The organism is Caproicibacter sp. (assembly GCF_046707225.1).
Taxonomy (GTDB): domain Bacteria; phylum Bacillota; class Clostridia; order Oscillospirales; family Acutalibacteraceae; genus Caproicibacter.
This window is the reverse complement of the sequence record NZ_JBJKOP010000003.1, coordinates 1-25,295: the sequence shown is the minus strand read 5'-3', so window position 1 is coordinate 25,295 and position 25,295 is coordinate 1. Positions and strand designations below refer to the sequence as shown.

General features: G+C 56.8%; 23 protein-coding genes. 3 read left to right on the top strand and 20 right to left on the bottom strand.

Annotated elements, in window-relative coordinates; genetic code table 11:
• Positions 1–269 precede the first annotated feature (269 nt).
• Positions 270–1,748, top strand: a complete 1,479-nt coding sequence (gene abc-f, locus ACLQ3M_RS00175; protein ID WP_411675697.1) for a ribosomal protection-like ABC-F family protein — start codon at positions 270–272, stop codon at positions 1,746–1,748.
• Between the two features lie 59 nt (positions 1,749–1,807).
• Here abc-f and ACLQ3M_RS00170 read toward each other — a convergent pair whose 3' ends face one another.
• Positions 1,808–2,560: a DUF2087 domain-containing protein gene (locus tag ACLQ3M_RS00170; protein ID WP_411675696.1), complete on the bottom strand. Its 753-nt coding sequence runs from the start codon at positions 2,558–2,560 to the stop codon at positions 1,808–1,810.
• Between the two features lie 132 nt (positions 2,561–2,692).
• Here ACLQ3M_RS00170 and ACLQ3M_RS00165 point away from each other — a divergent pair, with 132 nt between their 5' ends.
• The gene (locus ACLQ3M_RS00165) at positions 2,693–3,922 is read left to right on the top strand and encodes an MFS transporter (RefSeq protein WP_411675695.1); all 1,230 of its coding nucleotides are present in this window, start codon (positions 2,693–2,695) and stop codon (positions 3,920–3,922) included.
• Between the two features lie 82 nt (positions 3,923–4,004).
• On the top strand, positions 4,005–4,940 hold the full coding sequence (locus ACLQ3M_RS00160; protein WP_411675694.1) for a DUF4349 domain-containing protein: 936 nt from the start codon (positions 4,005–4,007) through the stop codon (positions 4,938–4,940).
• On the opposite strand, the gene ACLQ3M_RS00155 is transcribed toward ACLQ3M_RS00160, so the two are convergent.
• The 19 genes from ACLQ3M_RS00155 to ACLQ3M_RS00065 form a co-directional block, all read right to left on the bottom strand.
• A complete protein-coding gene (locus ACLQ3M_RS00155) occupies positions 4,927–5,094 on the bottom strand; it encodes a hypothetical protein (protein ID WP_411675693.1) in 168 nt (55 codons plus the stop codon). The two genes, ACLQ3M_RS00160 and ACLQ3M_RS00155, sit on opposite strands and share 14 nt — an antisense overlap.
• Positions 5,095–5,243: 149 nt before the next feature.
• On the bottom strand, positions 5,244–6,275 hold the full coding sequence (locus ACLQ3M_RS00150) for an ABC transporter substrate-binding protein (protein ID WP_411675692.1): 1,032 nt from the start codon (positions 6,273–6,275) through the stop codon (positions 5,244–5,246).
• A 24-nt stretch (positions 6,276–6,299) separates the two neighbouring features.
• The gene (locus tag ACLQ3M_RS00145; RefSeq protein ID WP_411675691.1) at positions 6,300–7,190 is read right to left on the bottom strand and encodes an ABC transporter permease; all 891 of its coding nucleotides are present in this window, start codon (positions 7,188–7,190) and stop codon (positions 6,300–6,302) included.
• Positions 7,191–7,207: 17 nt separating this feature from the next.
• Positions 7,208–7,996 (bottom strand): ABC transporter ATP-binding protein, encoded by a 789-nt coding sequence (locus tag ACLQ3M_RS00140; protein WP_411675690.1) that lies wholly within the window; start codon positions 7,994–7,996, stop codon positions 7,208–7,210.
• A gap of 84 nt (positions 7,997–8,080) precedes the next feature.
• Positions 8,081–8,449, bottom strand: a complete 369-nt coding sequence (locus ACLQ3M_RS00135) for a Na-translocating system protein MpsC family protein (RefSeq protein ID WP_066645664.1) — start codon at positions 8,447–8,449, stop codon at positions 8,081–8,083.
• A 197-nt stretch (positions 8,450–8,646) separates the two neighbouring features.
• On the bottom strand, positions 8,647–9,933 hold the full coding sequence (locus ACLQ3M_RS00130; protein WP_411675689.1) for an FAD-dependent oxidoreductase: 1,287 nt from the start codon (positions 9,931–9,933) through the stop codon (positions 8,647–8,649).
• Positions 9,934–10,183: 250 nt separating this feature from the next.
• Complete coding sequence (locus ACLQ3M_RS00125; RefSeq protein WP_411675688.1) at positions 10,184–11,914, bottom strand: trypsin-like peptidase domain-containing protein; 1,731 nt, start codon at positions 11,912–11,914, stop codon at positions 10,184–10,186.
• Between the two features lie 12 nt (positions 11,915–11,926).
• Complete coding sequence (locus tag ACLQ3M_RS00120; protein WP_411675687.1) at positions 11,927–13,444, bottom strand: ATP-binding protein; 1,518 nt, start codon at positions 13,442–13,444, stop codon at positions 11,927–11,929.
• A 27-nt stretch (positions 13,445–13,471) separates the two neighbouring features.
• Positions 13,472–14,161, bottom strand: a complete 690-nt coding sequence (locus ACLQ3M_RS00115; protein WP_411675709.1) for a response regulator transcription factor — start codon at positions 14,159–14,161, stop codon at positions 13,472–13,474.
• Between the two features lie 196 nt (positions 14,162–14,357).
• Entirely contained in the window at positions 14,358–15,056 is a 699-nt protein-coding gene (locus ACLQ3M_RS00110) for a hypothetical protein (RefSeq protein ID WP_411675686.1), read from the bottom strand.
• Positions 15,057–15,062: 6 nt separating this feature from the next.
• Entirely contained in the window at positions 15,063–16,571 is a 1,509-nt protein-coding gene (gene lysS, locus ACLQ3M_RS00105; RefSeq protein ID WP_411675685.1) for a lysine--tRNA ligase, read from the bottom strand.
• Positions 16,572–16,699: 128 nt separating this feature from the next.
• Positions 16,700–17,185, bottom strand: a complete 486-nt coding sequence (gene greA / locus ACLQ3M_RS00100) for a transcription elongation factor GreA (RefSeq protein ID WP_066645652.1) — start codon at positions 17,183–17,185, stop codon at positions 16,700–16,702.
• Positions 17,186–17,298: 113 nt separating this feature from the next.
• Entirely contained in the window at positions 17,299–18,609 is a 1,311-nt protein-coding gene (locus ACLQ3M_RS00095) for a S41 family peptidase (RefSeq protein ID WP_411675684.1), read from the bottom strand.
• Between the two features lie 19 nt (positions 18,610–18,628).
• The gene (locus tag ACLQ3M_RS00090) at positions 18,629–19,822 is read right to left on the bottom strand and encodes a murein hydrolase activator EnvC family protein (protein ID WP_411675683.1); all 1,194 of its coding nucleotides are present in this window, start codon (positions 19,820–19,822) and stop codon (positions 18,629–18,631) included.
• Positions 19,812–20,723 (bottom strand): permease-like cell division protein FtsX, encoded by a 912-nt coding sequence (gene ftsX, locus ACLQ3M_RS00085; RefSeq protein ID WP_411675682.1) that lies wholly within the window; start codon positions 20,721–20,723, stop codon positions 19,812–19,814. The genes ACLQ3M_RS00090 and ftsX overlap by 11 nt, the downstream gene beginning before the upstream one ends.
• Complete coding sequence (gene ftsE, locus ACLQ3M_RS00080) at positions 20,716–21,399, bottom strand: cell division ATP-binding protein FtsE (protein ID WP_411675681.1); 684 nt, start codon at positions 21,397–21,399, stop codon at positions 20,716–20,718. Before ftsE ends, ftsX begins: the two co-directional genes overlap by 8 nt.
• A gap of 165 nt (positions 21,400–21,564) precedes the next feature.
• A complete protein-coding gene (locus ACLQ3M_RS00075; RefSeq protein ID WP_411675680.1) occupies positions 21,565–22,650 on the bottom strand; it encodes a PucR family transcriptional regulator in 1,086 nt (361 codons plus the stop codon).
• Positions 22,651–22,877: 227 nt separating this feature from the next.
• Positions 22,878–23,990, bottom strand: a complete 1,113-nt coding sequence (locus ACLQ3M_RS00070) for an ABC transporter ATP-binding protein (protein ID WP_411675679.1) — start codon at positions 23,988–23,990, stop codon at positions 22,878–22,880.
• A 230-nt stretch (positions 23,991–24,220) separates the two neighbouring features.
• Positions 24,221–24,949 (bottom strand): pseudouridine synthase, encoded by a 729-nt coding sequence (locus ACLQ3M_RS00065; RefSeq protein WP_411675678.1) that lies wholly within the window; start codon positions 24,947–24,949, stop codon positions 24,221–24,223.
• Positions 24,950–25,295 lie beyond the last annotated feature (346 nt).

Here is a 25,295-nt window from a genome sequence, read left to right as displayed (position 1 = left end):
TATCATAACGATAGTAATTTAGGAAGGGAGCTGGGAGGATGCGTCATTTTTCCCGCTGATGATGAGTACGCCAATCGGTTTGACAGTCCGGTTTTGTTTGGGCTGTCTTTGTCACCGTGCGGCTGCGGGGAAAATGCGCGTCCGAACCGCTCCGTTTTTGACCGGGGATTGTTCTGTCCGCTGTTTGCGGGCGGGATGATTTCTTCCGTTTCTTCTGGAGCCGCGGGGTGTAATTTCCCGCGGCTTTCGCGCGTTACCAGGAGGAAATTATGTCTCTGATCCAAATATCAAACCTGACCTTTGCTTACGACGGCAGTCCGGACTGCGTTTTTGAAAACGCGTCGTTTGAATTCGACACCAACTGGAAACTCGGTCTGATCGGCCGCAACGGGAAGGGCAAAACGACCCTTCTGAATCTTCTGATGGGCAAATACGAGTACCGGGGAACCATTTTCGCGTCCGTCGGGTTCGACTATTTCCCATTCGCGGTGCCGGACGAATCCAAATCCGCCATGGAGCTTTTTCACAGCCTTGTTCCGGACTGCGAGGACTGGCGGGCCGAACGGGAGCTGTCCCTGCTGGATGTTTCGCAAAACGCCGCTCAGCGCCCGTTTTCCACGCTGAGCCGGGGCGAACGGACCAAAATACTGCTGGCGGCGCTGTTTTTAAAAGAGAACCGCTTTCTGCTCATCGACGAACCGACCAGTCACCTTGATTTGCAGGCCCGCGAGCGCACGGCGCGCTATCTGCGCTCCAAAAGCGGATTCCTTCTGGTTTCGCACGACCGCGCGTTTCTGGACGGGTGCGTCGACCACATCCTTTCCATCAACCGCAAAAGCATCGACCTGGAACAGGGGAATTGTTCGTCGTTTCTGGAAAACAAGCGCCTGCGCGATGAATTTGAGCTGGCCGAACACAAAAAGCTGGAGCGGACGGTCAAACGTCTTTCCGACGCCGCCCAGCGAACCTCCGGCTGGTCGGACCGCGTGGAACAGACCAAACACGGCACGCGAAATTCCGGACTGCGCCCAGACCGGGGGTACATCGGCCACAAGTCCGCAAAGATGATGAAGCGGGCAAAATCGACGGAAGCCCGCCGCGAAAAGGCGGTGCGGGAACAGTCGGAACTGCTGCAAAACCTGGACACGGCCGAAAGCCTGAAAATCCACCCGCTTTCCCCGCCGAACGGGCTTCTGGCCGAGGCGCGGGATTTATGCCTGTATTACGGCAGCCGGAAGGTCTGCGGCCCGGTTTCGTTCCGCCTGTGCGCGGGCGACCGGCTGTCTCTGCGCGGACGCAACGGCAGCGGAAAATCGAGCCTGCTGAAGCTTTTCACCGGGCAGAAAATTGATTCTACCGGCGGCTTCCGCTCCGCGCCGTGGCTCGTCGTTTCGCATGTGCCGCAAGAGACAGATTTTCTTCGCGGCACTCTGACGGAGTTTGCCGAATCACGGGGAATCGACCGGACCCTGCTGTTTTCCATTCTGCGCAAGCTGGATTTTTCGCGCGCCCTGTTCGAACAGGACACGGCGGGCTACAGCGAAGGGCAGAAAAAGAAAGTTCTGCTCGCCGCGAGTCTGTGCGAACCGGCTCACCTTTATCTCTGGGACGAACCGCTCAATTACGTCGATCTGCTCTCCCGTGTGCAGCTGGAGGAATTGATCCGCGCGTTTTCGCCCACCATGCTTTTCGTCGAGCACGACCGCGCGTTTCAAAATTCCGTTTCCACGGGCTTTGTCGAGCTTTAGCGTTTTCTCCATCTTTTGCCGCATCACAGGGGCTTCCGTTTCAGGGGGCTCCTGTTTTGTTATTCCCGCACCCAGTAACAGGAGCCGTCGTTTTTGCGGTCGAGGAAGCCGTATTCGATCAACTCGCGGCGAATCGTCACGTAATCGTCGCAGACCCGTTCCAGCAGCCGGTTGACCTCTTTTTCCGTGTATTCCCGCTTCGGGGCGAACAGGGTGCCGAGCTGCCGCAGCACGACGAGCTTTTTCTTTTCCTTCGCCGGAAATTCCTTCAAACGCCCCGCTTCGTCGAAATACGTGCGGAGGATTCTTTCGCTCTCCGCCTCGGTCACCGCGTACCGCAGGTCGACCATCGCGGCGCTTTTCGGCACGGGAAGCAGACGGCCCGCGCCCTCTTCCTCCGAGTCGTGCTCCACCAGCCGGTGAATCGCGAGGAAGACCTTCGCCTGGTTCGCCTTTTCGCGCAGTTTGAACCGATGGTTTCGAACGGTCGATTCGCTGCACCCCATCGCCCGTGCCGTCTCCCGGTCGGAACGCTTTTGATACGCGCTCCGGAGGTACTCCTTTTGTATTTCGCTCAGGCCGGTATCCCGTTTGTCCAAATTGATCAGGCAGTCGAACGCGGAGCCGTGTTCCGCCGCGATGTGCTTCCCGATATATTTTCTCGCTTCGTAAAAGGACTCTCCGTCGCGGTAAACCGCGCCGTCCTCAAAGCGTTCCCCGCAGATCAGGCAGATATAAAAGCCGTCCCGGTACACAAATCCGGCGGCAAGCTCCTCGACCGACGCGTTCCAAAACAATTCCGTGAGTTCCATTTGAATCCCCTCCTGCCTTTTATCTTATCACGTTTTATCATGTTTGTAAACACAGTTTATTTTTGTTTGCGTATTGACAAACATATCTTTGAATCGTATGATAATTCAAGCTTTATAACAGAGGGTGAAATCATGCGGAATCTGAAAAAACACCAAAATTACCTGCTTCTCTGGCAGGGCCAGCTGATTTCTGCGGCGGGGGACGTGATGTATGAAATCGCGCTGGGCTTTTTTCTGCTGCAGGCCTACCACTCCAGCGCGCTGATGGCGGCGGTTGTCGCCCTCACCGCCGTGCCCGGCCTGATCGCGGCCCCGTTCGCGGGCGTGGTGATCGACCGGTGCAATCAAAAACGGATCCTTGTCCTCGCGGATCTTTCCCGCGGCCTCGTCATGACCGCCGCGGCGCTTTGGACGTTTCTCGGGGGGATTCCGCTGTGGATGTTTTACCTGACGGGTACCGTTGTCAGCGTGGGCGGGGCTTTCTTCACCCCGTGCATCCGGTCGGTGATGCCGCGCGTGGTGGAAAAAGAGAATTTGATGCGCGCAAATTCCATGATCAGCCTCGCAGGCCGCCTGACGCAGACCGCCGGAAATTCGGCCGGCGGATTTCTTTACGGCTTTCTGGGAGCATGGCCGCTGTTTTTCCTCAACGGTATTTCGTTTCTGGTCTCCGGCGGGCTGTCGCTTTTTTTAACCCTTCCCCCGAAAACAGAAAACGATGCGCCGGAGCCGCCCTCCTTTTTTGAGGAGTTAAAAAGCGGACTCCGGTACACCGTTCATTTCTCCGGTCTGCGGATGATGATTCTGATGGCCTGCTTCCTGAACTTTTTCGGCAGCGGAGCCTCCATCCTGCTTCAGCCGCTGTTTTTAAACACGCCGGGCTACGGAATCCAAAAATACGGGCTTGCGGCGGGCGCCGTCTGCGCCGGAAATCTGTTCGGTATGCTGCTTACCTCCGTTATACGGATTCCGCGCCGGAAGCGGATGGTTTTCTTTCTTTCTTCGGCCTTTGCCGACACCGCCCTCAACGCGCTGTTCCCGTTTTTCGGCGTACGAACCGGAATCCTCCTGCTGTGCGTCGCCGGGATTGGGAATTCCGTCGTCAACATGCTGATTCTCACCTCCGTACAGCAAAGCACCGCTCAGGAGATGCGCGGCAAGGTGTTTTCGCTCATCGCGGTCGGCGGGCAGGGAATCGCCCCGCTCGGCATCGCCGCCGCGGGAGCCGCCGCCGAATGGCTGTGTCCCAGAGATTTGATCTTCGGCTGTTATTTCATCAATCTGCTTCTTTTTCTCTTTTTCGCGTTTCAAAAGCCGTTCCGGGAATTTATTCAGTTTGACCCCGGGACGGCCGGCTGCTGACGGCGCATTCGCTTGCATTCCTTCCAGTTTTTGTGTAAAATGGAATCACAAGGAAAATACGGACTCGGAAAGGGGATTTCCAATGAAAAGGCTAACGGTATTCTTTTTGACGGCGGTCTTTTGCCTGGTCGCCGCGGGATGCTCCTCCGGCGCCTCCGCCCCACAGGGCCGGACGAACGCCGTTTCCCCGTCCTCCGCGGCGGAACATTCCGCGGACGCCGCGGGCCTGACGGACGGTACGCAGAAAGCCGCCGCGTCCGGTGCGGAAAGGCCGGCCTCCGACTCCCGCAAGGTGATACAAAGCGCCGAGCTTACGCTCCAAACCGTCCGCTACGACGAGCTGAACGACAAACTGCAATCGCTCGTCGCATTCTTCGGCGGATACATAGAGAATTCCTCCGTTCAGGGCGACGTCCCCGGCAGCAACGCGCTGCGGAACGCCTCGTACACCCTGCGCGTGCCGTCCGGCAAGCTGCAAAGCTTTCTGCAAAGCGCCGGAGACCTCGGCAATGTGGTCTCCAAAAGCATCAGCGGGCAGGATGTGACGCAAAATTACTTTGATGCCGAAACGCGGGTGAAATCCCTGCGCACAGAGCAGGACCGGCTTCTGGCGCTGATGCAGACGGCAGAAAAGATGGACGACATTCTGAAAATCGAGCAGCGCCTGACGGATGTTGAAAACGAAATCGAACAGCTGACCGGGCAGCTCAAGCAATGGGATTCCCTTGTCAGCCTGTCGACCGTAACCGTTAAGCTCCGCGAGGTCGCGGAGCTTAACGCGCCCCCGGCAAAAGACTTCGTCGGACAGATCGGATCCATCTTTCAATCCTCGCTCAGCGCTTTGGGGGTAACGCTTCGCTACCTGGTTCTCGGCGTCGCCGCGGCCCTTCCGTTCCTCGCCGTTCTGGCCGTGATCGGCGCGGCGGTGTTCTTCCTGCGCAGACGGCTTCAAAAAAGGAAGACGCGGAGCGTTCCGCCGCACAATTCCGGCAAATCGGATTCTTCTAATACCAAATAAGGAACAAAAACGCCAGCACGCCGCCGCACAGCGACAGCAAAAACAGCAAAAGGGCCGTCATTGCCGCCGACAGCGACTCCCGTTCCCCGCCGCGCACGGCGGTCAGCAGCCCGAGAAACGACAGCAGGATCGTGACCCCCGCCAGAACATTCATATTCTTCTCTCCCTCCGTGCGCCCTCGAATACTTCATCTTACGGCGCAGGAGGAAAAACTATTCGCCCGCCGGGCAAAGAAACAGCGCGGCGCTCCGGAACAAACCGAGATATTTTCCGGGGCGCCGCGCTTCTTATGACCCGATTTTTCTATTTGTTCACAAACTGCATATCCACCAGCGTTTGAAAGGAATAAGAGCCGCTGTAAATGCCGGTCTTTAAAAGCATATCCATGTCTGTGGTCACTGCTTTTTCACTGATGACTCCATCCGGACTCCAGAGATGATCCGCGTAGGCGCGGTCGAGAGAAGCCTTGATTTCATCTTCCGATAAAGTTGGGAACTCCTGTTTCAGAACCTTTTTCGCCATTTCGTGGTCGTCCTGAACGGCTTTCAGGGCTTTTTTCATCGCGCTCACAAACTTTTGAACGGTTTCGGAGTCCTTGTCGATGGTCGATTTCTTCACGCTGATCACGGAATAGGAGAAATCGCCGAGGTCGGTAAATTTATAGAACGGCTCGCCCCAGATTCCTTTCGAGATTCCCTCGCAGATCTGCGGCTCCGCGCCGTTTCCAACGTCCCCGTTGCCGTTTTGCAGCATGGCGACCACGGTGGACGCGTCCGCGTTTTCAATCAGGTGCACATCCTTTTCGGGGTCGAGGCCCAGGTTGAGGAGCAGGTACCGCGTCAGCAGGTTCGGGCTTCCGCCGTGGCGTCCCGCGACGATGGTCTTTCCCTTCAAAAATTCTTTCAGGTCCGCTTCGCCGCCGCTTTTGGGACCCATCCCCGTCTTTGCAAACAGGTACACATTCGCGCGGTTGACGCAGTTGCAAACCGCCGTGATGGGGTCCGAATTGTTCTTGTTGCCGAGCGCGATGGAATCGACTCCGCCGATTACGCCCCAGGCGTCCCCGCTGACGACCGCCGTCACATGGGTTCCGCCGGTTGCCTGAATCACTTTAACGTCCAGCCCCTGGTCTTTAAAGTACCCCTCGTGCTGCGCGACGTACAGCGGCAGGTAGCCGCTTAAATGCACGGGTTCCGCAATCACCAGTTTTTTCAGCTCCGTTTTGCCTCCCTGAGTCTGCGCGGAGGCCGAACATCCCGTCAGCAGCGCGGCCGTCAGGCCGACCGCCGCCGCCAAAATCTTCCTCCCTGTGGAACGCATCCACTTTTGTTTCATATTGTTTTCCCTCCGTAAAAATATTTATGAGGAAATGATCGCCAGTCGTTTGGACAACCATTTTTCCAGAAGGATGACTCCCCAGTACATCAGCATGGAGAGGATGGATAGGACGAACACGCCCACCCAGACCAGGTTAATATCGAGAATCGTGCCCGCATAGATGATCATGCGGCCCACGCCCTGCTCGGAAGAGATGAACTCGCCCACGATGGAACCGGCCAGCGCAAGCGCGATGTTAATCCGCAGGCTGGAGATGATCCACGGCATCGACCACGGCACGACGACTTTCGTGAACACCTGCCGCCGTTTCGCGCCGAGGGATACCATCAGCGTTTCCAGCGCGGGGTCCACGCTTTTCACTCCGCCGTAGGCGGAAATCGCGCTGGTCACCACCGTCATCAGAAAAGCGAGGACGGCCTTGGAAAAAAAGCCGATGCCAAACAAAATGACCAGCACCGGGCCCAGAGCCAGCTTGGGCAGGGCGTTCAGAATAATCAGAAACGGCTCGCTGATTCCCGCGTAGGTTTTCGACCACCAGAACGACAGGCCCAGCAGGGCGCCGGTCAGGGTTCCGGTCACAAAGCCGATAACCGTGGAGCCGGAGGTATAAACAATATCGCGAAGGAGGGTGCCTTCGGTCAGCTGCACCCAGGCTGTTTTCAAAATTTCGCTCGGACTGCTCCAATAATAGGGGTCCATCCAGCCGATGCGCGTAAAAAGCTCCCAGCCGGCAAACAGAAGGACGCCCACCAGAATTCTTCCGGCGAGCACCCGCCGCCTGCGCTTTTTGTCCTGTAATTCTCCGTCATAGGTTTCGATGGAGCGCGCCGCGTCGTCTTCCTCTCTTTTCGGGGACTCCCGTTCCGCCGGACGCACCGCGCCGCAATAGCTTTCCTGATTGTAAGCATCCATTGCCCTCACTCCCGTCCCTAAGAAATTTCCTCCGCCGGGTCCCGCTCTTCGGAAAGCAGTTCCAGCAGATGATGTTTCAGCTCCATAAACCGTTCGGTCGTCAGGTCCTCCGGTTTTCTCGGCCGTTCGATGGGCACCGCGATTTTCGCGCGGACACGCCCCGGCCGTGCCGAAAAAACATAAACATCGTCGGAAAGATAGACGGCCTCGTCGATATCGTGCGTGACAAAAAGAACCGTTTTGCCGAAGTCCTTCCAGATTTCCAAAAGCCAGTTCTGCATGGAAAGCCTGGTCTGGGCGTCCAGCGCGCCGAACGGTTCATCCAGAAGCATGATATCGCGGTCGTAGAGCAGGGTGCGCAGCAGCGCGGCACGCTGCCGCATTCCGCCCGAGAGTTCGTTCGGGTAATGGCTGTCAAAGCCTTTCAGTCCGTATTTTTCCATTAACGGGAGGGCCCGTTCCACGGCCTTTGCGCGCGGTTCGCCGCGGATTTCAAGCCCAAGAATAATATTGTCCAGAATTGTACGCCAGGGAAGAAGTAGGTCTTTCTGCAGCATATAGCCGACCGTACCGGCCCTGCAGACGATGCTCTGCCCGTCGACGGTAACGTCCCCGGTCGTCGGCGGCATCAGCCCGGCGATAATATTGAACAGGGTCGATTTTCCGCAGCCGGAAGGGCCGATGATGCTTGCAAAGCGCCCCTCCCGGACAGCGAGATTCGTCTCCGCGAGGGCGGCCACGTTTTTGCCGTCCCTGCGAAAGATTTTACTGACCCCGGTCACCTCGATTTTGCAGGATTCGCTCATTCTAAAACTCTTCCTTTCTTGAACTGATTACACATACAGCTCCGCCGCTGATTTTTGGCGGACTGCGGTACCGGCTCTTTCCGATTAAAGCTCCGGCAGTTCATTCAGACAGGCTTCTACATCGCGGTCAAGGCATAGGATGGTGCCGGAATACTCCGACGCCGCGTCGTAGTCCTTGAAGACGGCGATTACTTTCAGATGAAATTGCTGTTCAATCGCTGATTTAATCTGTTTTTTGAACACCTGCGTCAGCAGGTGGTCCATATACTCGGTCGTTCCGGAGTAACTGTCGTCCAGAAGCTTTAAAGCGGGGATCCGGGTGTTCAGGGAAAGGATAATGATTTTGTTCCCAGTGAATTCGACATTCTGCTGCCTGACGCCGGTATTGAAAATCCGTCTGTTGACATTGTTGTAAACCTTCAGAATTTCCTGCTTAAACGTACCCGCGACCATGGCGCTCCCTCCCTTCCGAACCTCCGTCCGGAACCCCCTGATTCCTGCTAGATATTGTCCCTGAAAAAAGAAAGACGCTTTAAGGTGAACCTTAAAGCGTCTTTCCTCTTCGCGTTCCCACCGCTGTATCCTGCTTCTTGCACATCTATTACCATAATAGATCGGTCCGGGAAAAATGACACCAAAACAAACGAATATTAAGTTCCCGGCGGGCGCAGCGCGCCCGTCAGCCCAAGGCGCTCGACCCGGTCGCGGATCCGCTCCGGATCGGCGACCGCAAGGCCCAGCTGTTCCAAACGTTCATACAGCACGGAGCCCGAAAACGTGTATTTCATGGAAAGCCCGCGCGGCGTTTCCATCTGTTCCCGCACAAAGGCAATCGCCTCCCCGCAGGCAAGCTGGCGGGGAAGCGTCAGCGGCGCGTTTCCGCCCGCCAGCCGCGCGGCGTTGTACCCCGCGAGCGTCCCGGTGACAATCGCCTCCGTGTGACCGACCAGCAGACCCGCCTTTTCTCCCGCACAGAACAGATTTTTCGTCCCGCGCACCAGAAGGGAATCGCCGCGCGGGGCCATCGCCAGAAAGCGGACGGAATTTCCGCGCCCGCCCGCGTACGGGTCGGCGTACCGCGCGTTTTCAAAACCCGGAACCCGGCGCAGCTTCTGCAGATTGAAGTAAGGGGCCATCAGCTTTGCGTGGCCCGTGTCGAGCAGAATCAGGTTTTCCCGGTACTCCGGCAGCGCGTACTGCTGGCAGGCCTTTTTCGCAAGGTGGTCCTCCACAAGCTCCTCCGGCAGCGGAACCACCGCCACGCCGGTCTTTTCAAGCCGCTCCACAAGGGAGGTCGCGAGCGATTCCTTCAGCAGCTTGCATGCGCCGCTCATCGCCCCTGTTCCGCCGGAAGCGTTTTTTCCCTGTATTTCGGAAACGCCCGCGAGGGCGGTGAGGCTGATTCTTCCGCCGAAGCTCGGGCACCGCAGGACGCACATCGCGCAGCCGTTGCCGTAGCTTCGGCAGTTGCCCTGCGGCCCGGCGGAACCGGTCGCGTCGACGAACACGTCGCCCCCGAAAACGCGGCCCGCCCCGTCCGTCACGCTCCGCACCGCCCCGTCCGAAACCTCCGCTTTTTCCACGCGCGACTGGTATTCGACCCGAACGCCGAGCTCCTCAAGATACCGGCTGACCGCAGCCGGCGTCAGCGCAATGTCATACAGGGTCGCGTGCCGGTGCCCCGGAAAATCGACGTTGCGGTGCCGGGCGCATTCGTCGGTGATGCTGAACAGTTCGCCGCCGCCAAGCGCCGAACATTCCTCCTGCGCCGCGAAGCGCCCGTTGTTGCGCATGATTCCGCCGACCAGACCCGTGCCGAGCAGCATATCCGTCCGCTCCAGCAGCACGGCCTCCAGCCCGCATTTTACCGCGGATACAGCAGCCGCGCAGCCGGCCCAGCCGCCGCCCGCGATGACCGCCCGTTTTTTCCGTTCCATCCCAGCCTCCCTTTCCGAACGCGCCTGCACGCGTTTTAACAGCATTTATGATGCGCAGCCGGCGCGGAATTGATACGCTTCCGCCCGCAGGGAATTACAGGCGCGGCGGGACCTCGTTTTTGCAGGCGCCCGCGCGTGAATTCATGCGAATTTCACTTTTAAGTTCATGATAGGGCCCGCCCGGCCTTTTGTCAATGAAATATGCAAAAAGGCCGGTCCCGCTTCACGCGGAACCGGCCGAACCGTTCCTTTACTGTGTTTCTCCCTTATCCTCCATCAGCTTCACGCTGACTTCTCTGGTCGTTCCGGCCTTGCCGCCGCCGCCCGTTTCCGAAAGAGAGGTGGCAAAAAGCTTCAGCTTGATCACATCGCCGGGCTTATGCCGGTTCAGAACGGCGTAAAGGCCGTCCAGATCCGTGATTTTCGTGCCGTCCGCCTCGGTAATGATGTCGCCCTGAACCACGCCGGCGTCTTTCAGGCTGCTGTCGGCATCGACCGACTGTACCAGAACGCCCTGCGGGAAACCGTAAATCTGGGTGTACATTTCCTGAACCGTCGAAGCCTTGATTCCGAGCCGGGTGCGGCCGGATACATAGCCGTTGACGATCAGATCGTCGATGATGGTTTTCGCCCGGCTGACCGGGATTGCGAAGCCCATGCCCTCGTAGCCCGTCGCGACGATCTTATTGGAGTTGATGCCGATGACCTGACCGTACAGATTCACCAGCGGCCCGCCGGAGTTGCCGGGATTGATCGCCGCGTCCGTCTGGATGTAGGTCATGCCGTTGTCGCTGTGCTCCTCGATCGAACGGTCGAGCGCGGAGATGTATCCGCCGGTCAGGGAACCCGCGAAGCTGAGCCCGCCCGGATTTCCGATCGCGATGACCCGGTCGCCGACCTGCATGCCGTCCACGGTGCCGAACGTCGCCGGAGAAAGGCCGGTTGCGTTGATTTTGAGGACCGCGAGGTCGGAGGTCTTGTCGTACCCGACCACCTTCGCCTCATAGGCCTTATTGTTGTGCAGGACCACCTTGACGGAATTGTCTTTGGAGTAATTGATCACGTGCGCGTTGGTCAGGATATATCCGTCGGAGGACGCGACAATGCCGGTCCCCTCGCTGGTTCCGCTCTGCTGAATCGTCGTCTGCACGCCGACCACGCTCTGAATCACCCGCTTGTAGACCTCCGTGGCGGAAAGTTCACTCCCCGACGGATGCGACTGCACCGTGATTCCGCCGGAGGCGGGGTTCGTCCCGTCGCCCTGCACGCCCCCGATGAGCTGCTCCGGCGCCGAGGAAGAGGCCGCGCCGCTGTTCTGCCCGCCCTGAGCGGAGGACGATGCGGAGGAGGAGGCCGAGTTCCCTTCCGGCAGCTGATTCGACACTCGGTAGCCGTAAATCCCGGTTCCGACGATCAGCCCCACGACCAGAACGCCCAAGACCCAGAAGAATGCCTTCAGGCCCTTGCTCATCTTTTTGGGCGGCTCCGGCGGGCGGCCCGGCTGCTGTCCGTACTGCCCGTTATAGGGATAATTCCAGTAGGACTGGCCGTACGGGTTGTCATACTGCTGCCCGCCGTTCTGCTGCGTCCCGTATCCGCCGTAATTCTGCTGCCCGTAGGGATTCCCTCCCTGCTGACCGTACGGCGAGCCGTAGGGCGAACCGTAAGGCGAACCGCCGTAGGTACCGTAACCGTTTCCCTGGCCGTAGGGGCTGCCGTACTGCCCGTAGGGCGCGTCCTGCTGCCGTCCGGGCTCCTGACCGGGCGGCGGGGCTTCGCCCTGCGGTTCTGAGGGCCGCTCTTCCTGCGGCTGCTCCGGGGCGGCCGGCTGGGTCCCCTCGCCCGATTCCTCCCGGGGTGCCTCCCCGTTTTCCGTCTGTTCCCGGGAATCCTGTGTTTCCTGATCTTCACCGTCCTGCTGGCGGTCTCCGTATTCCCATGGGTCTTTTTCACTGTTTGGGTCAAAACCGTTATCGTTCATAAAAAAGCCCTTTCATTTCTTTTTTGGATCAGCTTTAGGTTCTTCGCCCCGGGTTTCCACCAGGCGGCGCTGTTCCTCGCGAGTTTTTTCCTTGTGCCTGGGCAGCCAGAACTCAAACCGGCAGTTCTCATGCCAGACGCTTTGGGCGGTAATTTCCCCGCCGTGCAGCCGGATGATCGTTTTGACGATATAGAGCCCAAGCCCCATGCCGTTTTTGTCCTGGCTGCGGGATTTGTCGGTCTTATAAAAACGCTCGAAGACCATCGGCAGTTCATCCGGAGAGATCCCGTCGCCGCTGTTTTCCACAGAAACCGTCGTACGGTCCGGTTCCTCCCGGATTCCGATCTCGAGGTATCCGCCTTCATTTGTAAATTTTACGGCGTTGTCGATCAGATTATACACGACCTGATGAATCATGTCGGGGTCGCCGTCGACGAACAGGCTTTCGGCGTTTTCCAGTCCGCGCACTTCAATTTTTTTGTCCTCAATCGCCTTTTCAAACGACAACAGCGCGGAAAGGACGGTGCCGGTCAGGTCAAACCGGGCGGGGCGCAGCTTCAGCTCCCCGCTGTCGATGCGGGAAAGGTCCAGCATCGTGCGCACCAGGCGCGACAGCCTTTTGACCTCCTGCGAAACAATGCGCAGGTACTGCCCCTCTTTTTCGGGCGGGATGGTCCCGTCCAGAATTCCGTCGATGAATCCGGCGATCGTCGTCATCGGCGTCTTCAGCTCGTGAGAGACATTCGCGATAAAATCGCGCCGCACATGCTCCACCGAAGCGAGGGAATCCGCCATGTTGTTAAATGCCACCGAAAGCTGCCCGATTTCATCCTGGCTGGTGACCGGCACGCGCACGGAGAAGTTCCCTTCGCCGAAGCACCGCGCGGCAGCCGCCATGTTGCGCAGCGGCTGCACCAGCCGGAAAGAAAACAGCCAGATGACACAGAACGAAACCGCAAACGCGGCAAGCGCGGCCAGAATGATCATTTTCATGATGTCAAGCCGGAACGCGTTGAATGTTTTCACGCTGTACGCGGCGAACACCGCCCCGATCTGCGCGGGGGTTCCGTTCACCGTGACCGCAATCGGTTCCCCGACGATATAATACCGCTGGTCGTAAAAGCCGTCCATGGTACCCTGCGCCGTGTACCCGCCGTTCAGCGCCTTCTGCATGATCGCCGCGCTGACCCTTCTGGTGCTGTCCACATTCCCGCCGCTGCCGTAGGCGGCCAGCAGGATCTGCCCGTTCTGCTTGGTCACGAAAATATCCGAGTCGATGTTGTCGGCGAACGCGAGGATAAAGGTCTGCATTCTCATCCCGTCCACCTGGTATTCGTTCCGGTTGACCGTGATGACGCTGTCCGCGGCGATTCTCGCGACGCTCTGCGCGTTTTTGCGCAGAAGATCCTGCTTTTCAGACTGCCAGTAGCCTGAAATCGCAATCAGCATGACGAAGCTGAGCAAAAAAAAGCTGACAATGATGACCAGCGAAGTAATCCGCAGGTATTTTTTAAACAGGGTTTTTTGCATTGCATCCCCCCGGAGGCGGTTCTCCGGTTATTCCTTTACCTCAAATTTATAGCCGACGCCCCAAACTGTTTTCAGTTCCCACTGGTCGGAAACTCCCTCCAGCTTTTCGCGCAGGCGTTTGACGTGAACGTCAACCGTACGGCTGTCGCCGTAATAATCGAAGCCCCAAACCTCGTCGAGAAGCTGGTCGCGCGTGAAAACCCGGTTCGGGTTGCTCGCCAGGTGATAAATCAGTTCCATTTCCTTCGGCGGCGTGTCAATTTGAACGCCGTTGACCTTCAGCTCGTAATTGGTCAGGTTGATGGACAGCTTGTCGAATTTAACCTCTTTTACGCTTTCGCCGCCGTTTTTGCCCAGCCGGCGCAGTACGGCCTTGATGCGCGCCACAACCTCCTTTGCCTCAAACGGCTTGACGACGTAATCGTCCGCGCCAAGCTCCAGGCCCAGCACCTTGTCGAACACTTCGCCCTTCGCGGTCAGCATGATGATCGGGCACTGCGACTTTTTGCGGATTTCCCGGCAAACCTGCCAGCCGTCCAATTCCGGGAGCATGATGTCCAGCAGAATCAGGTCCGGGTTTTCCTTTTCAAATTCTTCCAGAGCTTTTTTTCCGCTGCCCGCCAGAACCACGTCGTATCCCTCTTTTTCCAGATACAGCCGCAGCAGCTCGCAGATGTTCTGGTCATCGTCCACCACAAGGATCTTTCCCGCCGCCATTTTTACGTCCTCCCTCGTCATTTTCTTCGGCCGCCCGGCCGCGATTACCCATGAAGTCAGTGCTTTCTTAGGGTATACACTAATTTGATTATAATAGATTTCCAAAAAAAATGATGAATATATTTTAAAAGTTTTTCGCTAAAACTGCAAAAAACGCGGCAGCAAACGACTGCGCCGCGCTTTTGCATAAGTTCCGTCAGCCCGAGGTCAGCTTCTGAAACAGGCGCCGGGACGCTTCCCAGTAGCTGTCGTGCTTTCCGTCGACCGCGGAGCCCTCGTAGACCCTCAGCGAAAGGCCAAGCCCGTCCATCAGATTCTCCCCGTCCGAGCCCTGATAAGAGAGACCGGACAGCGCCTTGAGTCCGGAGACAGGAACCCGCATTCCCTCGGGGCCGTTTTCTCCTTTTTTCGGCGTGCTGCCGTCCGTTTTCGCAAACATCTGTATTTTTTCCTGCTGCTGTGCAAAGGAATCCTCGTCGGTGAAAAACAGCATGCTTTCGCCCGTGGAAAGGTCCGCCTCCAGCTTCACCTGGCCGGCAATCTCCGCCTGGGTCCCGCCGCCGTTCGGCGCGACCGTGTAATTGTTGATCTGAACGATCACACGCCCGTCGCCGTTTAAATCTTCTCCGTATTTTTCAATCTGTTTCTGCAGCAGATCGACGGCGTCCTGCGGGCAGCTGTACGCCGTGATCATCCCGATCTCATAATCCGCTTTCGGCCGCATCATGTCGTGGATCAGGAAAGAGACGACGACGACCGCCAGCAGCAGCAGCAGCATGTGCCATTTATGATAATACCAGAAATTTTCCGCCTTCTTCTTCGGCGTTTCCGGGGCGGGCGCGGGCTGTTCCGGTCCGTTCCCGTCCTCCTGGAGCAGGAGACCTTCCCTTGCCATTTCCGATCAATCCTCCCGCGGTTTCATTGTGGGGAACAAAAGCACATCGCGAATCGAGGCACTGTCCGTCAGCAGCATCACAAGCCGGTCGATGCCCATGCCCATTCCTCCGGTCGGCGGCATGCCGTATTCCATCGCCGTGAGGAAATCCTCGTCGATCACATCGGTTTCCTCCTCGCCGGAGGCGCGTAATTCCGCCTGATGCACAAAACGGCCGCGCTGATCGACCGGATCGTTCAACTCTGAATAGGCGTTGGCGAATTCGCAGCGGTTGATAAACAGCTCGAAGCGCTCCACAAGCTCCGGTGTGCCGCGCTTGCGCTTTGTCAGCGGAGAAACCTCCAGCGGATAGTCATAAATGAACGTCGGCTGAATGAGCTTATCCTCAACGGTCGCCTCGAATGCTTTCGCCATGATGTCGCCCCATCTGTCGGCGGAGCCCAGCTCCAGATGAAGCTGCCGCGCGACCTCGCGCGCCTTTTCGTCGTCGCCCTTAAACGAGAGGAAATCAATCCCCGCGTATTTCTGTATCGCGTCGTTCATCGAAACGCGGGCGAACTGCCCGGAAAGGTCGATCTCCTCGCCCTGCCAGGTGACCTGCTCGGTGCCGCAGGCCTGCCTGGCGCATTCCCGAACCAGCAGCTCGGTGCGGTCCATCATGCCGTGGTAGTCGGTATAGGCCTCGTACAGCTCCAGACTGGTGTACTCCGGATTGTGCTTCACGTCCATTCCCTCGTTGCGGAAGCAGCGTCCGATTTCATACACGCGCTCCAGCCCGCCGACGATCAGGCGCTTTAAATGAAGCTCCGTCGCAATGCGCAGGTACATGTCGATGTCCAGCGTATTGTGATGCGTAATGAACGGCCTTGCCGCCGCGCCGCCCGCAATGGTGCTGAGAACCGGCGTTTCCACTTCGATGTAATCCATGCCGTCCAGAACGGAACGGATCGTCTTGATAATCGCGCTGCGCTTTAAAAACGTATCCCGCACCTCCGGGTTCATGATCAGGTCGAGGTACCGCTGGCGGTACCTCAGGTCCGTGCCCTTCAGCCCGTGAAATTTTTCGGGCAGCGGCAGCAGGGATTTGGAGAGCAGGCGGATTTCTTTCGCGTGAACGGAAATTTCGCCGCGGCGCGTTTTAAACACATAGCCCTTTACGCTGATGATATCGCCGACGTCCCAGTAATTTTTCAGGTCGGTATAGCTTTCCTCGCCGACTTGGTCGATTTTCATATAGACCTGAATCCGTCCGCTGCGGTCGGAAAGGTCCATAAACCCGGCCTTGCCCATATCGCGCCAGCCCATAATCCGGCCCGCGATGCACACGTCCTGATTTTCCAGCTCCGCGAAACGGTCGCGGATTTCCTGCGCCGAGCAGTCGTGGGGGCAGGTGGTGATGTAAAAGGGATCCTTGCCCGCCTGCTGCAGCGCGCTCAGCTTGTCCCTTCGGATTTCGGTTTCGCTTCTGTTTTCCGGATTTTCTGTCAGTCCCGTTGTACCGTCGCTCATGTTCATTCTCCTATATCAAGTAATAATTTTCATCCGGTCCGTTTGCGCCGAAAAGCCCCCCGATGCAGGGATCGGCGGGCGGCGCGGAAAAAAGGCAGGAGCGACCGTTACAACAGCCTCCCCTGCCCGCAGTTTTATTTGGATATGGCTAAAATCTCATATTCCATTACGCCGGCGGGCACTTCCACCGTAACCTTGTCGCCGATTCCGTGATCCAGGATTGCTTTCCCGACCGCGGATTCGTCGGAGATGCAGCCGTTGACCGGGTCAGCCTCGTTGGAGCCGACCATCCGGTAATTAACCACCCTGCTGCTTCCGGTTTCGGGGTTGACAACGCGAAGCTCCACTTTGGAGCCGATATGAACATTCTCACTGCTCAGTTCGCTTTCATCAAGGACCCGGACATTTTTCAGCAAAACCTCAATATCCGCGATGCGCGCCTCAATGATCGCCTGCTCGTTTTTCGCTTCGTCGTACTCGCTGTTTTCGGACAGGTCGCCAAACGAAAGGGCAACCTTGATTTTCTCGGCAACTTCTTTTCTTTTAACGCTTTTCAGTTCCTCAAGCTCGTTCTCCAGCTTTTCAAGGCCTTCCTTTGTCAGGACTACCTGTTTGACCATTTTACTACCACCTTTTACTCTTTCGCGAAATTCAGGCGCTCCGCCGGAATAATTCTATTATAGTGAGCCGGGTCCGTTCTGTCAATAAACCCGCGGGCGAAAATCCGGCGGCCTTAATCCGCCGGGCTCTGCGACGCCGGCGCGCCGGATGAGGAGGATGTCCCCGGCACCTGCCGCACGGCGGCTCCCTGGCGAATCAGCGCGGTGACGCCCGCCTGAATCTGCGGGTCCTCCGCAAACGGCAGCCGGCCGCGGATCAGCCTACTTTCCTGCTCCGCGGTCAGGCTCTTGTTCATATCCGGCCCGATTCCGGTCCCGTTAAAAGTCTTCCCGCCAAGGGTGAGATAATCCGCGACGGACAGAATCATGGCAGAGCCGTCGGAAAGCGGAACCGCCTCGTCCTTTGTTCCGTAGCCGGCCGTCTTTTCCCCCACCAGCAGGCCCTTTTTAAAATCCCTGATATCGGCGGCAAAAATTTCGGCCGCTCCGTAAGTGCTGCCGTTTGTCAGCACGCTGACCGGCAAATCGACTTCACCGGATTTTGAGGTGTACTCCACCGTGACCTTTCCGGTTTTATCCCGGCTGCTGACCGTGTTTCCGGCGGGCAGCAAAACGTCCAGCACCTTCGCGGCCGCCTCTACGCTGCCGCCCGGATTGCTGCGCAAATCCACGACGAGGCCGCAGGCGCCTTCCCCGAGGAGCTTATTGAGCGACGAACTGAACTTCGTGGGCGTGTCCTGCGTAAACTCTGAAATTTTCAGGTACGCCGCGTTCCCGTTGATCATGGAATGGGTGACGGTCTGTTCCGTGTACTCCGCGCGTGTGACGGTCAGCGTCATGCGCTCCGACGCGGAGTCCGCGGAGGAAGGTGAGGAAGCCGGCTGCGGGTTCGGGCGCAAAATACCCAGCGAAACCCTGGTTCCCGCCGTGCCGTCCAGCTTGTTCAGCGCGTCGCCGTAGGTAATGCGCACAATTTCCTTTCCGTCCATCGTCACAATGACGTCGCCCTTTTTGAGCCCCGCCTTCTCCGCCGGGGAATTCGGCAGCACTTCCGTTACCTCCATGTTTCCGTCCTCATCCTGAACGGTTTTAATGCCGACCCCGATGCTTTTAGAAGAGTTTGCCGCCAGATACTCCTTGTACTTCCGGGCGGAGAGATACTGGGCGTGCGAGTCCCCCAGCCCCGCGACATACCCGGCGCAGATGCCGTCCGTCAGGGAGGCGTCGTCGATCGCACCGATGTAATCCTGCCGCGCTTTCTGGTCGATTTCGCTCAGCTTCTGGTACATGGCCTGCCGTTCGTTGATGTCGGCCACTTTTGAATTAAAGCTGTTCATGGCGTAAACGTAGGTGAGCGAAACCGTGACGGCGGCCGTGACGGCCGAAATCGACACCGCCGCGCCCAGCGAGAATTTTTTGCCCATTGCCTTCAGTCCTTATCGATTACTTTGTAAACCAGTTCATCGGGTTTTTCGCGACGCCGTTCACACGGATTTCGAAATGGCAGTGAGGTCCGGAGGACTGGCCGGTGGAACCGACATAGCCGATGACCTGCCCCTTCGTCACCTGCTGCCCTTTGCTGACCGCCACGCGGCTCATGTGGCCGTACAGCGTGGAATACCCGCCGCCGTGGTCAATGGCAACCACATTGCCGTAACCGCCGTAGCCCGTCCCATAGTTGCCGTAGCCCGCCTGTATTACTTTACCGGAATCCGCCGCGACAATCGCCGCGCCGTAGATGCCGGAACGGGAAATATCGACCCCTTTGTGGAAGCCGCCGTCGCGCGGCCCGTACGGGCTCGAAAGCCTTGTGCAGCTCGGCACCGGCCAAGTGAAGTTGCCCTTGCTGATATAGCCGCCGCTGCCGGAGGTTCCGCTTCCTTTGGATGCGTAATACTGCGCGAACCACGCGTCAACCGCCTTGGAAGCCTCGTCCTCCTGCTTGGCAAGCTCTCTGCTCTGCGCCTCCGCCGCGGACTGGTCCGCGGCGATGCCGGCAAGAGCGCTGTTCGCTTCCTTGATATAGCCGGTCAGTTCGGACTGCTTCTGGTCGTATTGCTTTCTGCTTTCCGCCACGGCGGCCCTTTGCTTTTCTATTTCCGCCTTCTGGTCCGAAACGGACTTCATTTCGTCCTTAAGCTGGTTGATCAGGTCCGTGTCGTGCTGGGTAATCGCCTGCAGGACCTCGGCCTTGTCCGCCAGGTCCATTACGCTTTTCGCGTTGAGAACCACCTCCAGGGTGGAGGCGTCGCCGGTCAGATAAATCGCGTAGAGCCTGTCTTTCAGCTTTGCAAGGTTCGTGTCGATGTTCTTCTGTTTCTGCGCGATCTGATTTTCTTTCTCTTTAATATCGCTGTTCAGGTCGGCGATCTGGTCGTTCAGATTGTCAATTTGTTCCTCTACCGTACTAATTTGCGAAGTCAGTGCGTCTTTATACTGCTGTTTTTTTGTTTTGTCATTTTTCAGGTTTTTAATCTGCGCGTCCACCTGCGCCTTTTTCTGCTTAAGCTCGCTCTGCTTTTTCTGCAGCTGGCTCAGGGTGGAAGCCTGCGCCGGCTGCACCGCCGGGACGGAAAGAACCATCAGAAACGCCGCCAGCACCGCCGCGATGATTTTGACGCCTTTGTTACCATTCAACGATCTCGCCCCCCTCTTTCTTCAAATATTTGCCGATGGAAATCGCTCCGCCGACCGCGCCGAACAAAGAACCGGCCAGCAAAAACAACAGTGTGATCTTCCACTGGATCGGCCCGACCGAGAGCGGCGAGAAAATCGTGATGGAAGTCAGCGTGCCGGTCAGCTTGTCGTAAAGGAGCCGCAGGATCAGGCTGCCGATCCCACCCGAAATCAGGCCGATGATGACGCCCTCCACGATAAACGGCACGCGCACGAACCAGTTGGTCGCGCCCACGGATTTCATGATGCTGATTTCCAGCCTGCGTGAAAACATGGTCACGCGGATCGTGTTTGAGATAATAAACAGGGAAACCAGACTGAGCAGCAGGATAATCCAGAACCCGACGGTCGTCACCAGCCGGTCAAGACTGGTCAGCTTTGCCGCGATGTCTGAGTAGTCGTTAATGGAAGAAACCCCGTCGATTTTTTTGATCTGTTCCACCGTGTCCTTGTATTTGGACAGATCCTTAAAGGAAACCTGAAACGCGTCCGGCAGGGGGTTGTCCTTTCCGGTCATGTCCTTAATCAAAGAGGAGTCCTTGTCGCCAAGCATTCCCATGACCTTCTGGATCGCGTCGTCTTTCGAAACAAACTGGCAGCTTTTAATGTTGTCCAGCTTTTTAATCTCTTCGCCCGCTTTGAGGGAAGCCAGTACGGGCAGGTCCTTGTCCATATAAATCTTAACGGAGTTGCTGCCTTCCACCGATGCCATCGCGGCGCTGATGTTCATGGAAAAGAGCGTCGCGGCCCCGGTCAGAAGCAGGCAGGAAACCAGCACGCCGACCGACGCAAGCGACATGGTGCGGTTGCTCCAGATGCTCCTGACGCCTTCCCGCAGCAGATAGCGGATATTGTTAAGCATGGCGCACCTCCCAGTTGCAGCTGTCCGCAACAACGGTGCCGCCGTGTATTTCAATCACCCTGCGCCCAAAGTGCTTGACGAGGGAATGTTCATGCGTCACCATCATAATAGTGGTTCCGCGTTTGTTGATTTCACTGAACAGATCGACGATTTCAAAGGAGAGCGCCGGGTCGATGTTTCCGGTGGGCTCGTCCGCGATCAGCAGGCGCGGGGAATTAATCAGCGCCCTCGCAAGGCCCACGCGCTGCTGCTCCCCGCCCGAAAGCTCGCGCGGATGACAGTCCGCCTTGTTCTGAAGATTGACAAGGCCCAGTATGTATGGCACGCGCCTGCGGATTTCCCGGCTGGAAGCGCCGACGACATGCATGGCGAACGCCACGTTTTCATAAACCGTCATTTTCTGAATCAGGCGGAAATCCTGAAACACCATCCCCATCGTGCGCCTTAAATACGGCACGTCTCCCCGTTTGAGCTCGTTCAGCTTCTGCTCCCCCACGATGATCTGGCCTTCGCTCGGTCTTTCCTCGCAGGTAATCAGCTTTAAAAAGGTGCTTTTACCCGCGCCCGACGACCCCACGATAAATACAAATTCGCCGTCGTCAACGTGAAGGTTAACATTGCTCAGCGCTTTCGTGCCGTTGGAATAGATTTTACTCACGTCCTGAAATTCAATCAATTCCATCTCTCCATATCTTCAAATTCCCATTATTTCCCCTGTTTTTACCACTTTTAAGGCGTAAAAAAGAAAGCCCGTTGGTACGTTTACATAATACCAACGGGCCCTGATAATATAATTCTTTATCAGAAAACTTTGTAATATTTTTGTAATTTTTTATTTCTGTTAAAATTTAACGGGGTTGGAAGAAAGATACTTCTTTACCATTAACGCAACCTTGAAAATAATGGCGTCCTCGAATTCCCGCAGGTCCAGTCCGGTGATTTTCTTAATCTTTTCCAGACGGTATACCAGCGTGTTGCGGTGGACGAACAGCTTGCGCGAGGTTTCGGAAACATTCAGGTTGTTTTCAAAGAAACGCTGAATGGTAAACAAGGTCTCGTGGTCCAGCGAATCGATGGAGCCGCGCTTGAAGACCTCCTTCAAGAACGCTTCGCACAGCGTTGTGGGCAGCTGGTAGATCAAACGCGCAATGCCCAGGTTGTCGTAGCTGACGATCAGCCGCTCGGTGTCGAACACCTTTCCGACCTCCAGCGCGACCTGCGCTTCCTTGAATGAGCGCGCAAGGTCCTTGATGCCCGAAACGATGGTGCCGATGCCGACGACGCAGTGGGTGTAAAACTCGCTGCTGAGCGTGTCGACGATGGACCCCGCCAGCTTATCCAGGTCTTTCATTTCGATGCCGGGTTTGACTTCTTTCACAAGCGCAATGTCGGTCTCGTTGATGTTGATGATGAAATCCTTGTTCTTGTCCGGAAACAGGTTCTGGATGACGTCAAAAGCGGAAATATCCGATTTGTTCGTAATTTTGATGAGCATGCACACGCGGCTGACATCTGAATTGAAGCGAAGCTCCCGTGCCTTCAAATAAATGTCTCCGGGCAGGATATTGTCCAGGATAACGTTTTTAATAAAGTTGCTTCGGTCGTACTTTTCATCGTAGTACTGCTTGATGCTGCTGAGCGAAACGGCCAGAAGCGAAGCGTACCGGCCGGCCTCCGGGTCGCTGCCTGAAACAAACACCGCGTACTCCGGGCGCGGGCGGTTGCCGAAAGACCGGTAGGTATAACCGTTGACAACAAAGGTACCGGGCGCGGCCAGCGTATCCGCCGTGATGCTGTCGTTTACTTCCCCGATCCGCCCGAGTTCGCTGCAGGCGATGATTACGGAGGTTTCGTCGATCACACCGATGGTGCGGTCAATCGCATCCTTCATTTGATGGATTACACCCTGAAACAGCCTGTTAGACATGGCATTCCCTCATTTCCAATCTATCTGAACTTAAACTGATACAAACAGCCATTCTGTATTCATTTTACATAAAGATGAATAAGATTTCAACCGTATCTTTCATATTATCGGAAAAAAAACAGCAAAATATTGCTTTATGCGGAAAAAAAGCACATGAAATTTTCGCCATCCAAAAAAAGCCGCGCGGGCGCGTCTGCGCCCGCGCGGTATTAGCCCGGCAGAACAAATCAGTTCAAAATGGTCTTTTCGGTTTCCTTGTCAAACAGATGCATCTTGTTCAGCTCAAACGCAACTTTGATGCGGTCGCCGGATTTTGCCTTCGAGGCAGGGTCAACCCGCGCGGTGATGTTGACTCCCTCGCAGTTTAAGTACAGGTAGGTTTCCGCGCCCATCAGCTCGGTAACCTCAACGTCCGTTTCCACAATGCCCTCGGTCGCCTTTTCCAGAAACTCCGGTTCGTCGTGAACGTTTTCGGGGCGGATTCCGAGAACAACCGCCTTGCCGGCGTAATCCTTCAGCACGTCGTCCTTGCTCTTTTCCGCGGGAACGGGGATGCTGTACCGGCCGAATTTAAACTCGTAATTGGAGCCGCTCTTTTCCAGGGTGCCGTCCAAAAAGTTCATCTGCGGCGAGCCCATGAAGCCCGCGACGAACTGGTTCACCGGGAAATCGTACAGATTCTGCGGCGTATCCACCTGCTGAATGAAACCGTCCTTCATCACGACGATGCGGTCGCCCATGGTCATGGCCTCCGTCTGGTCGTGCGTGACGTAAATGAAAGTTGTGCCCAGTCTTTTGTGCAGCTTTGCAATTTCCGTCCTCATCTGGGCGCGCAGTTTCGCATCGAGGTTGGAAAGCGGTTCGTCCAGAAGGAAGACCTTCGGGTTGCGGACGATGGCGCGGCCCAGCGCGACACGCTGCCGCTGCCCGCCGGAAAGAGCTTTCGGCTTACGGTCCAGAAGATGAGAAATATCCAGATTCCGCGCGGCTTCTTCCACGCGGCGCTTAATTTCGTCCTTGGGGATTTTGCGCAGTTTCAGACCAAACGCCATGTTGTCGAAAACCGTCATGTGCGGGTACAGGGCGTAGTTCTGGAACACCATCGCGATATCGCGGTCTTTCGGCGCCACATCGTTTGCAAGCGAGTCGCCGATGTAGAGCTCACCCTTGGTAATTTCCTCCAACCCCGCGATCATCCTCAGCGTGGTGGATTTGCCGCAGCCGGAAGGACCGACCAGAATGATGAATTCCTTATCCCTGATTTCCAGATTAAAGTCCGTTACCGCCGTAACATTGCCGCTGTAAACTTTATAAACATTTTTTAAAGTTACACTCGCCATAAACACAAACCTCCTGTTTCATCCGTTCTCAGCAGAAAGCAGTTTAAAACTAAAACTGTTTCTCTCAGTGGAATCATCATAACAGAACTGCCGGCGGAAGAACAGATTCTTTTTATCCAAAGTTTCTTTTCCCGCTTTATCTAAATCCGATAAATCACAAACCGAAGATTCGATTTTCGTTAATTTTAGCCCGATGCCGCGTGCAAAAACGCGAGCGGTTTTCGTGCATTTTATCCATGTCCCTCTCCGAGCGCCAGCGAAACTTCTTCCGGGCTCAGCTCCCGCACGGCGCCCTCCGGCAGTTCCGGGTCCAGTGAAAGGCCGCCGATCCGCACCCGGCACAGCGATAAAACAAGATTCTCCCTTGCCAGGAACATCCGTTTAACCTGGTGGAATTTCCCTTCCCTTACCTTGACCAGCGCCAGCGGATGTTCCCCCTCCCGCAGAACCGAAAGCTCCGCGGGCAGGCAGGTCATCCCGTCCCCCAGCGTCACGCCCCGCCAAAACGCAAGGATATCCCCTTCCGTAACCGGGGACTCCAGCTCCGCCTCGTACCATTTCATCACATGGCTTTTCGGGGCGAGCATGCGGTGCGCGAAAACGCCGTCGTCCGTCAGGATGAGCATTCCGCGAGTGTCCTTGTCCAGCCTGCCGGCGGGAAAAATCCCGCGCCGCCGGAGCCGGGGAGGCAGCAGGTCCACCACCGTGCGGGCGCGCGGGTCGCGCGAAGCCGACAGCACGCCGCCCGGCTTATTCATCATCAGATAGATAAATTTTTTGAAGTCGAGGATTTCGCCGTCCACCGTGATCACGTCCGAGTCCGGGTCCGCTTTCTGTTCCGGCCGCTTCACCGCGACTCCGTTTACAGTTGCTCGCCCGGAGCGGATAATCGCCCCGACCTCTTTCCGGCTGCCCAGATTCTGGGAAGCCAGAATTTTATCCAGCCGCTGCATCGCCATGCCGTTTGCCCCCTTCCGTCGGAATCAGTATATCCGTTCCGCCGGAAAAGATCAAGGCGGCGGTTTCTCCGGACGGAAAGCGGCTTTCGCAGCCGCAGCGCTATGCCACTTTATCTTTGGGGCTGAGTGCCCCTTAACCCCTATTTCTTCTATTAATTTACTTTGTCCTCAGGCCGGACGGGGACGCAAGGCGGCTTCTGTAGCCGTAGCGAAGAAATCTAAGGAACCTCTGATTTAATCCGCCCTCTACCGAAGAGAGAAGAACTCTGGTAAAATAGAACTATCAAGACACAGGTGGTGCGGGGAAATGAAAAAGCAACAAACTTTTACAGATATTGAATATAGC

Bases quoted from the DNA above. Each gene is read 5' to 3' on its own strand.
- abc-f (WP_411675697.1), top strand. From the start codon at position 270: ATGTCTCTGATCCAAATATCAAACCTGACCTTTGCTTACGACGGCAGT.
- ACLQ3M_RS00170 (WP_411675696.1), bottom strand. From the start codon at position 2,560: ATGGAACTCACGGAATTGTTTTGGAACGCGTCGGTCGAGGAGCTTGCC.
- ACLQ3M_RS00165 (WP_411675695.1), top strand. From the start codon at position 2,693: ATGCGGAATCTGAAAAAACACCAAAATTACCTGCTTCTCTGGCAGGGC.
- ACLQ3M_RS00160 (WP_411675694.1), top strand. From the start codon at position 4,005: ATGAAAAGGCTAACGGTATTCTTTTTGACGGCGGTCTTTTGCCTGGTC.
- ACLQ3M_RS00155 (WP_411675693.1), bottom strand. From the start codon at position 5,094: ATGAATGTTCTGGCGGGGGTCACGATCCTGCTGTCGTTTCTCGGGCTG.
- ACLQ3M_RS00150 (WP_411675692.1), bottom strand. From the start codon at position 6,275: ATGAAACAAAAGTGGATGCGTTCCACAGGGAGGAAGATTTTGGCGGCG.
- ACLQ3M_RS00145 (WP_411675691.1), bottom strand. From the start codon at position 7,190: ATGGATGCTTACAATCAGGAAAGCTATTGCGGCGCGGTGCGTCCGGCG.
- ACLQ3M_RS00140 (WP_411675690.1), bottom strand. From the start codon at position 7,996: ATGAGCGAATCCTGCAAAATCGAGGTGACCGGGGTCAGTAAAATCTTT.
- ACLQ3M_RS00135 (WP_066645664.1), bottom strand. From the start codon at position 8,449: ATGGTCGCGGGTACGTTTAAGCAGGAAATTCTGAAGGTTTACAACAAT.
- ACLQ3M_RS00130 (WP_411675689.1), bottom strand. From the start codon at position 9,933: ATGGAACGGAAAAAACGGGCGGTCATCGCGGGCGGCGGCTGGGCCGGC.
- ACLQ3M_RS00125 (WP_411675688.1), bottom strand. From the start codon at position 11,914: ATGAACGATAACGGTTTTGACCCAAACAGTGAAAAAGACCCATGGGAA.
- ACLQ3M_RS00120 (WP_411675687.1), bottom strand. From the start codon at position 13,444: ATGCAAAAAACCCTGTTTAAAAAATACCTGCGGATTACTTCGCTGGTC.
- ACLQ3M_RS00115 (WP_411675709.1), bottom strand. From the start codon at position 14,161: ATGGCGGCGGGAAAGATCCTTGTGGTGGACGATGACCAGAACATCTGC.
- ACLQ3M_RS00110 (WP_411675686.1), bottom strand. From the start codon at position 15,056: ATGGCAAGGGAAGGTCTCCTGCTCCAGGAGGACGGGAACGGACCGGAA.
- lysS (WP_411675685.1), bottom strand. From the start codon at position 16,571: ATGAACATGAGCGACGGTACAACGGGACTGACAGAAAATCCGGAAAAC.
- greA (WP_066645652.1), bottom strand. From the start codon at position 17,185: ATGGTCAAACAGGTAGTCCTGACAAAGGAAGGCCTTGAAAAGCTGGAG.
- ACLQ3M_RS00095 (WP_411675684.1), bottom strand. From the start codon at position 18,609: ATGGGCAAAAAATTCTCGCTGGGCGCGGCGGTGTCGATTTCGGCCGTC.
- ftsX (WP_411675682.1), bottom strand. From the start codon at position 20,723: ATGCTTAACAATATCCGCTATCTGCTGCGGGAAGGCGTCAGGAGCATC.
- ACLQ3M_RS00075 (WP_411675680.1), bottom strand. From the start codon at position 22,650: ATGTCTAACAGGCTGTTTCAGGGTGTAATCCATCAAATGAAGGATGCG.
- ACLQ3M_RS00070 (WP_411675679.1), bottom strand. From the start codon at position 23,990: ATGGCGAGTGTAACTTTAAAAAATGTTTATAAAGTTTACAGCGGCAAT.
- ACLQ3M_RS00065 (WP_411675678.1), bottom strand. From the start codon at position 24,949: ATGGCGATGCAGCGGCTGGATAAAATTCTGGCTTCCCAGAATCTGGGC.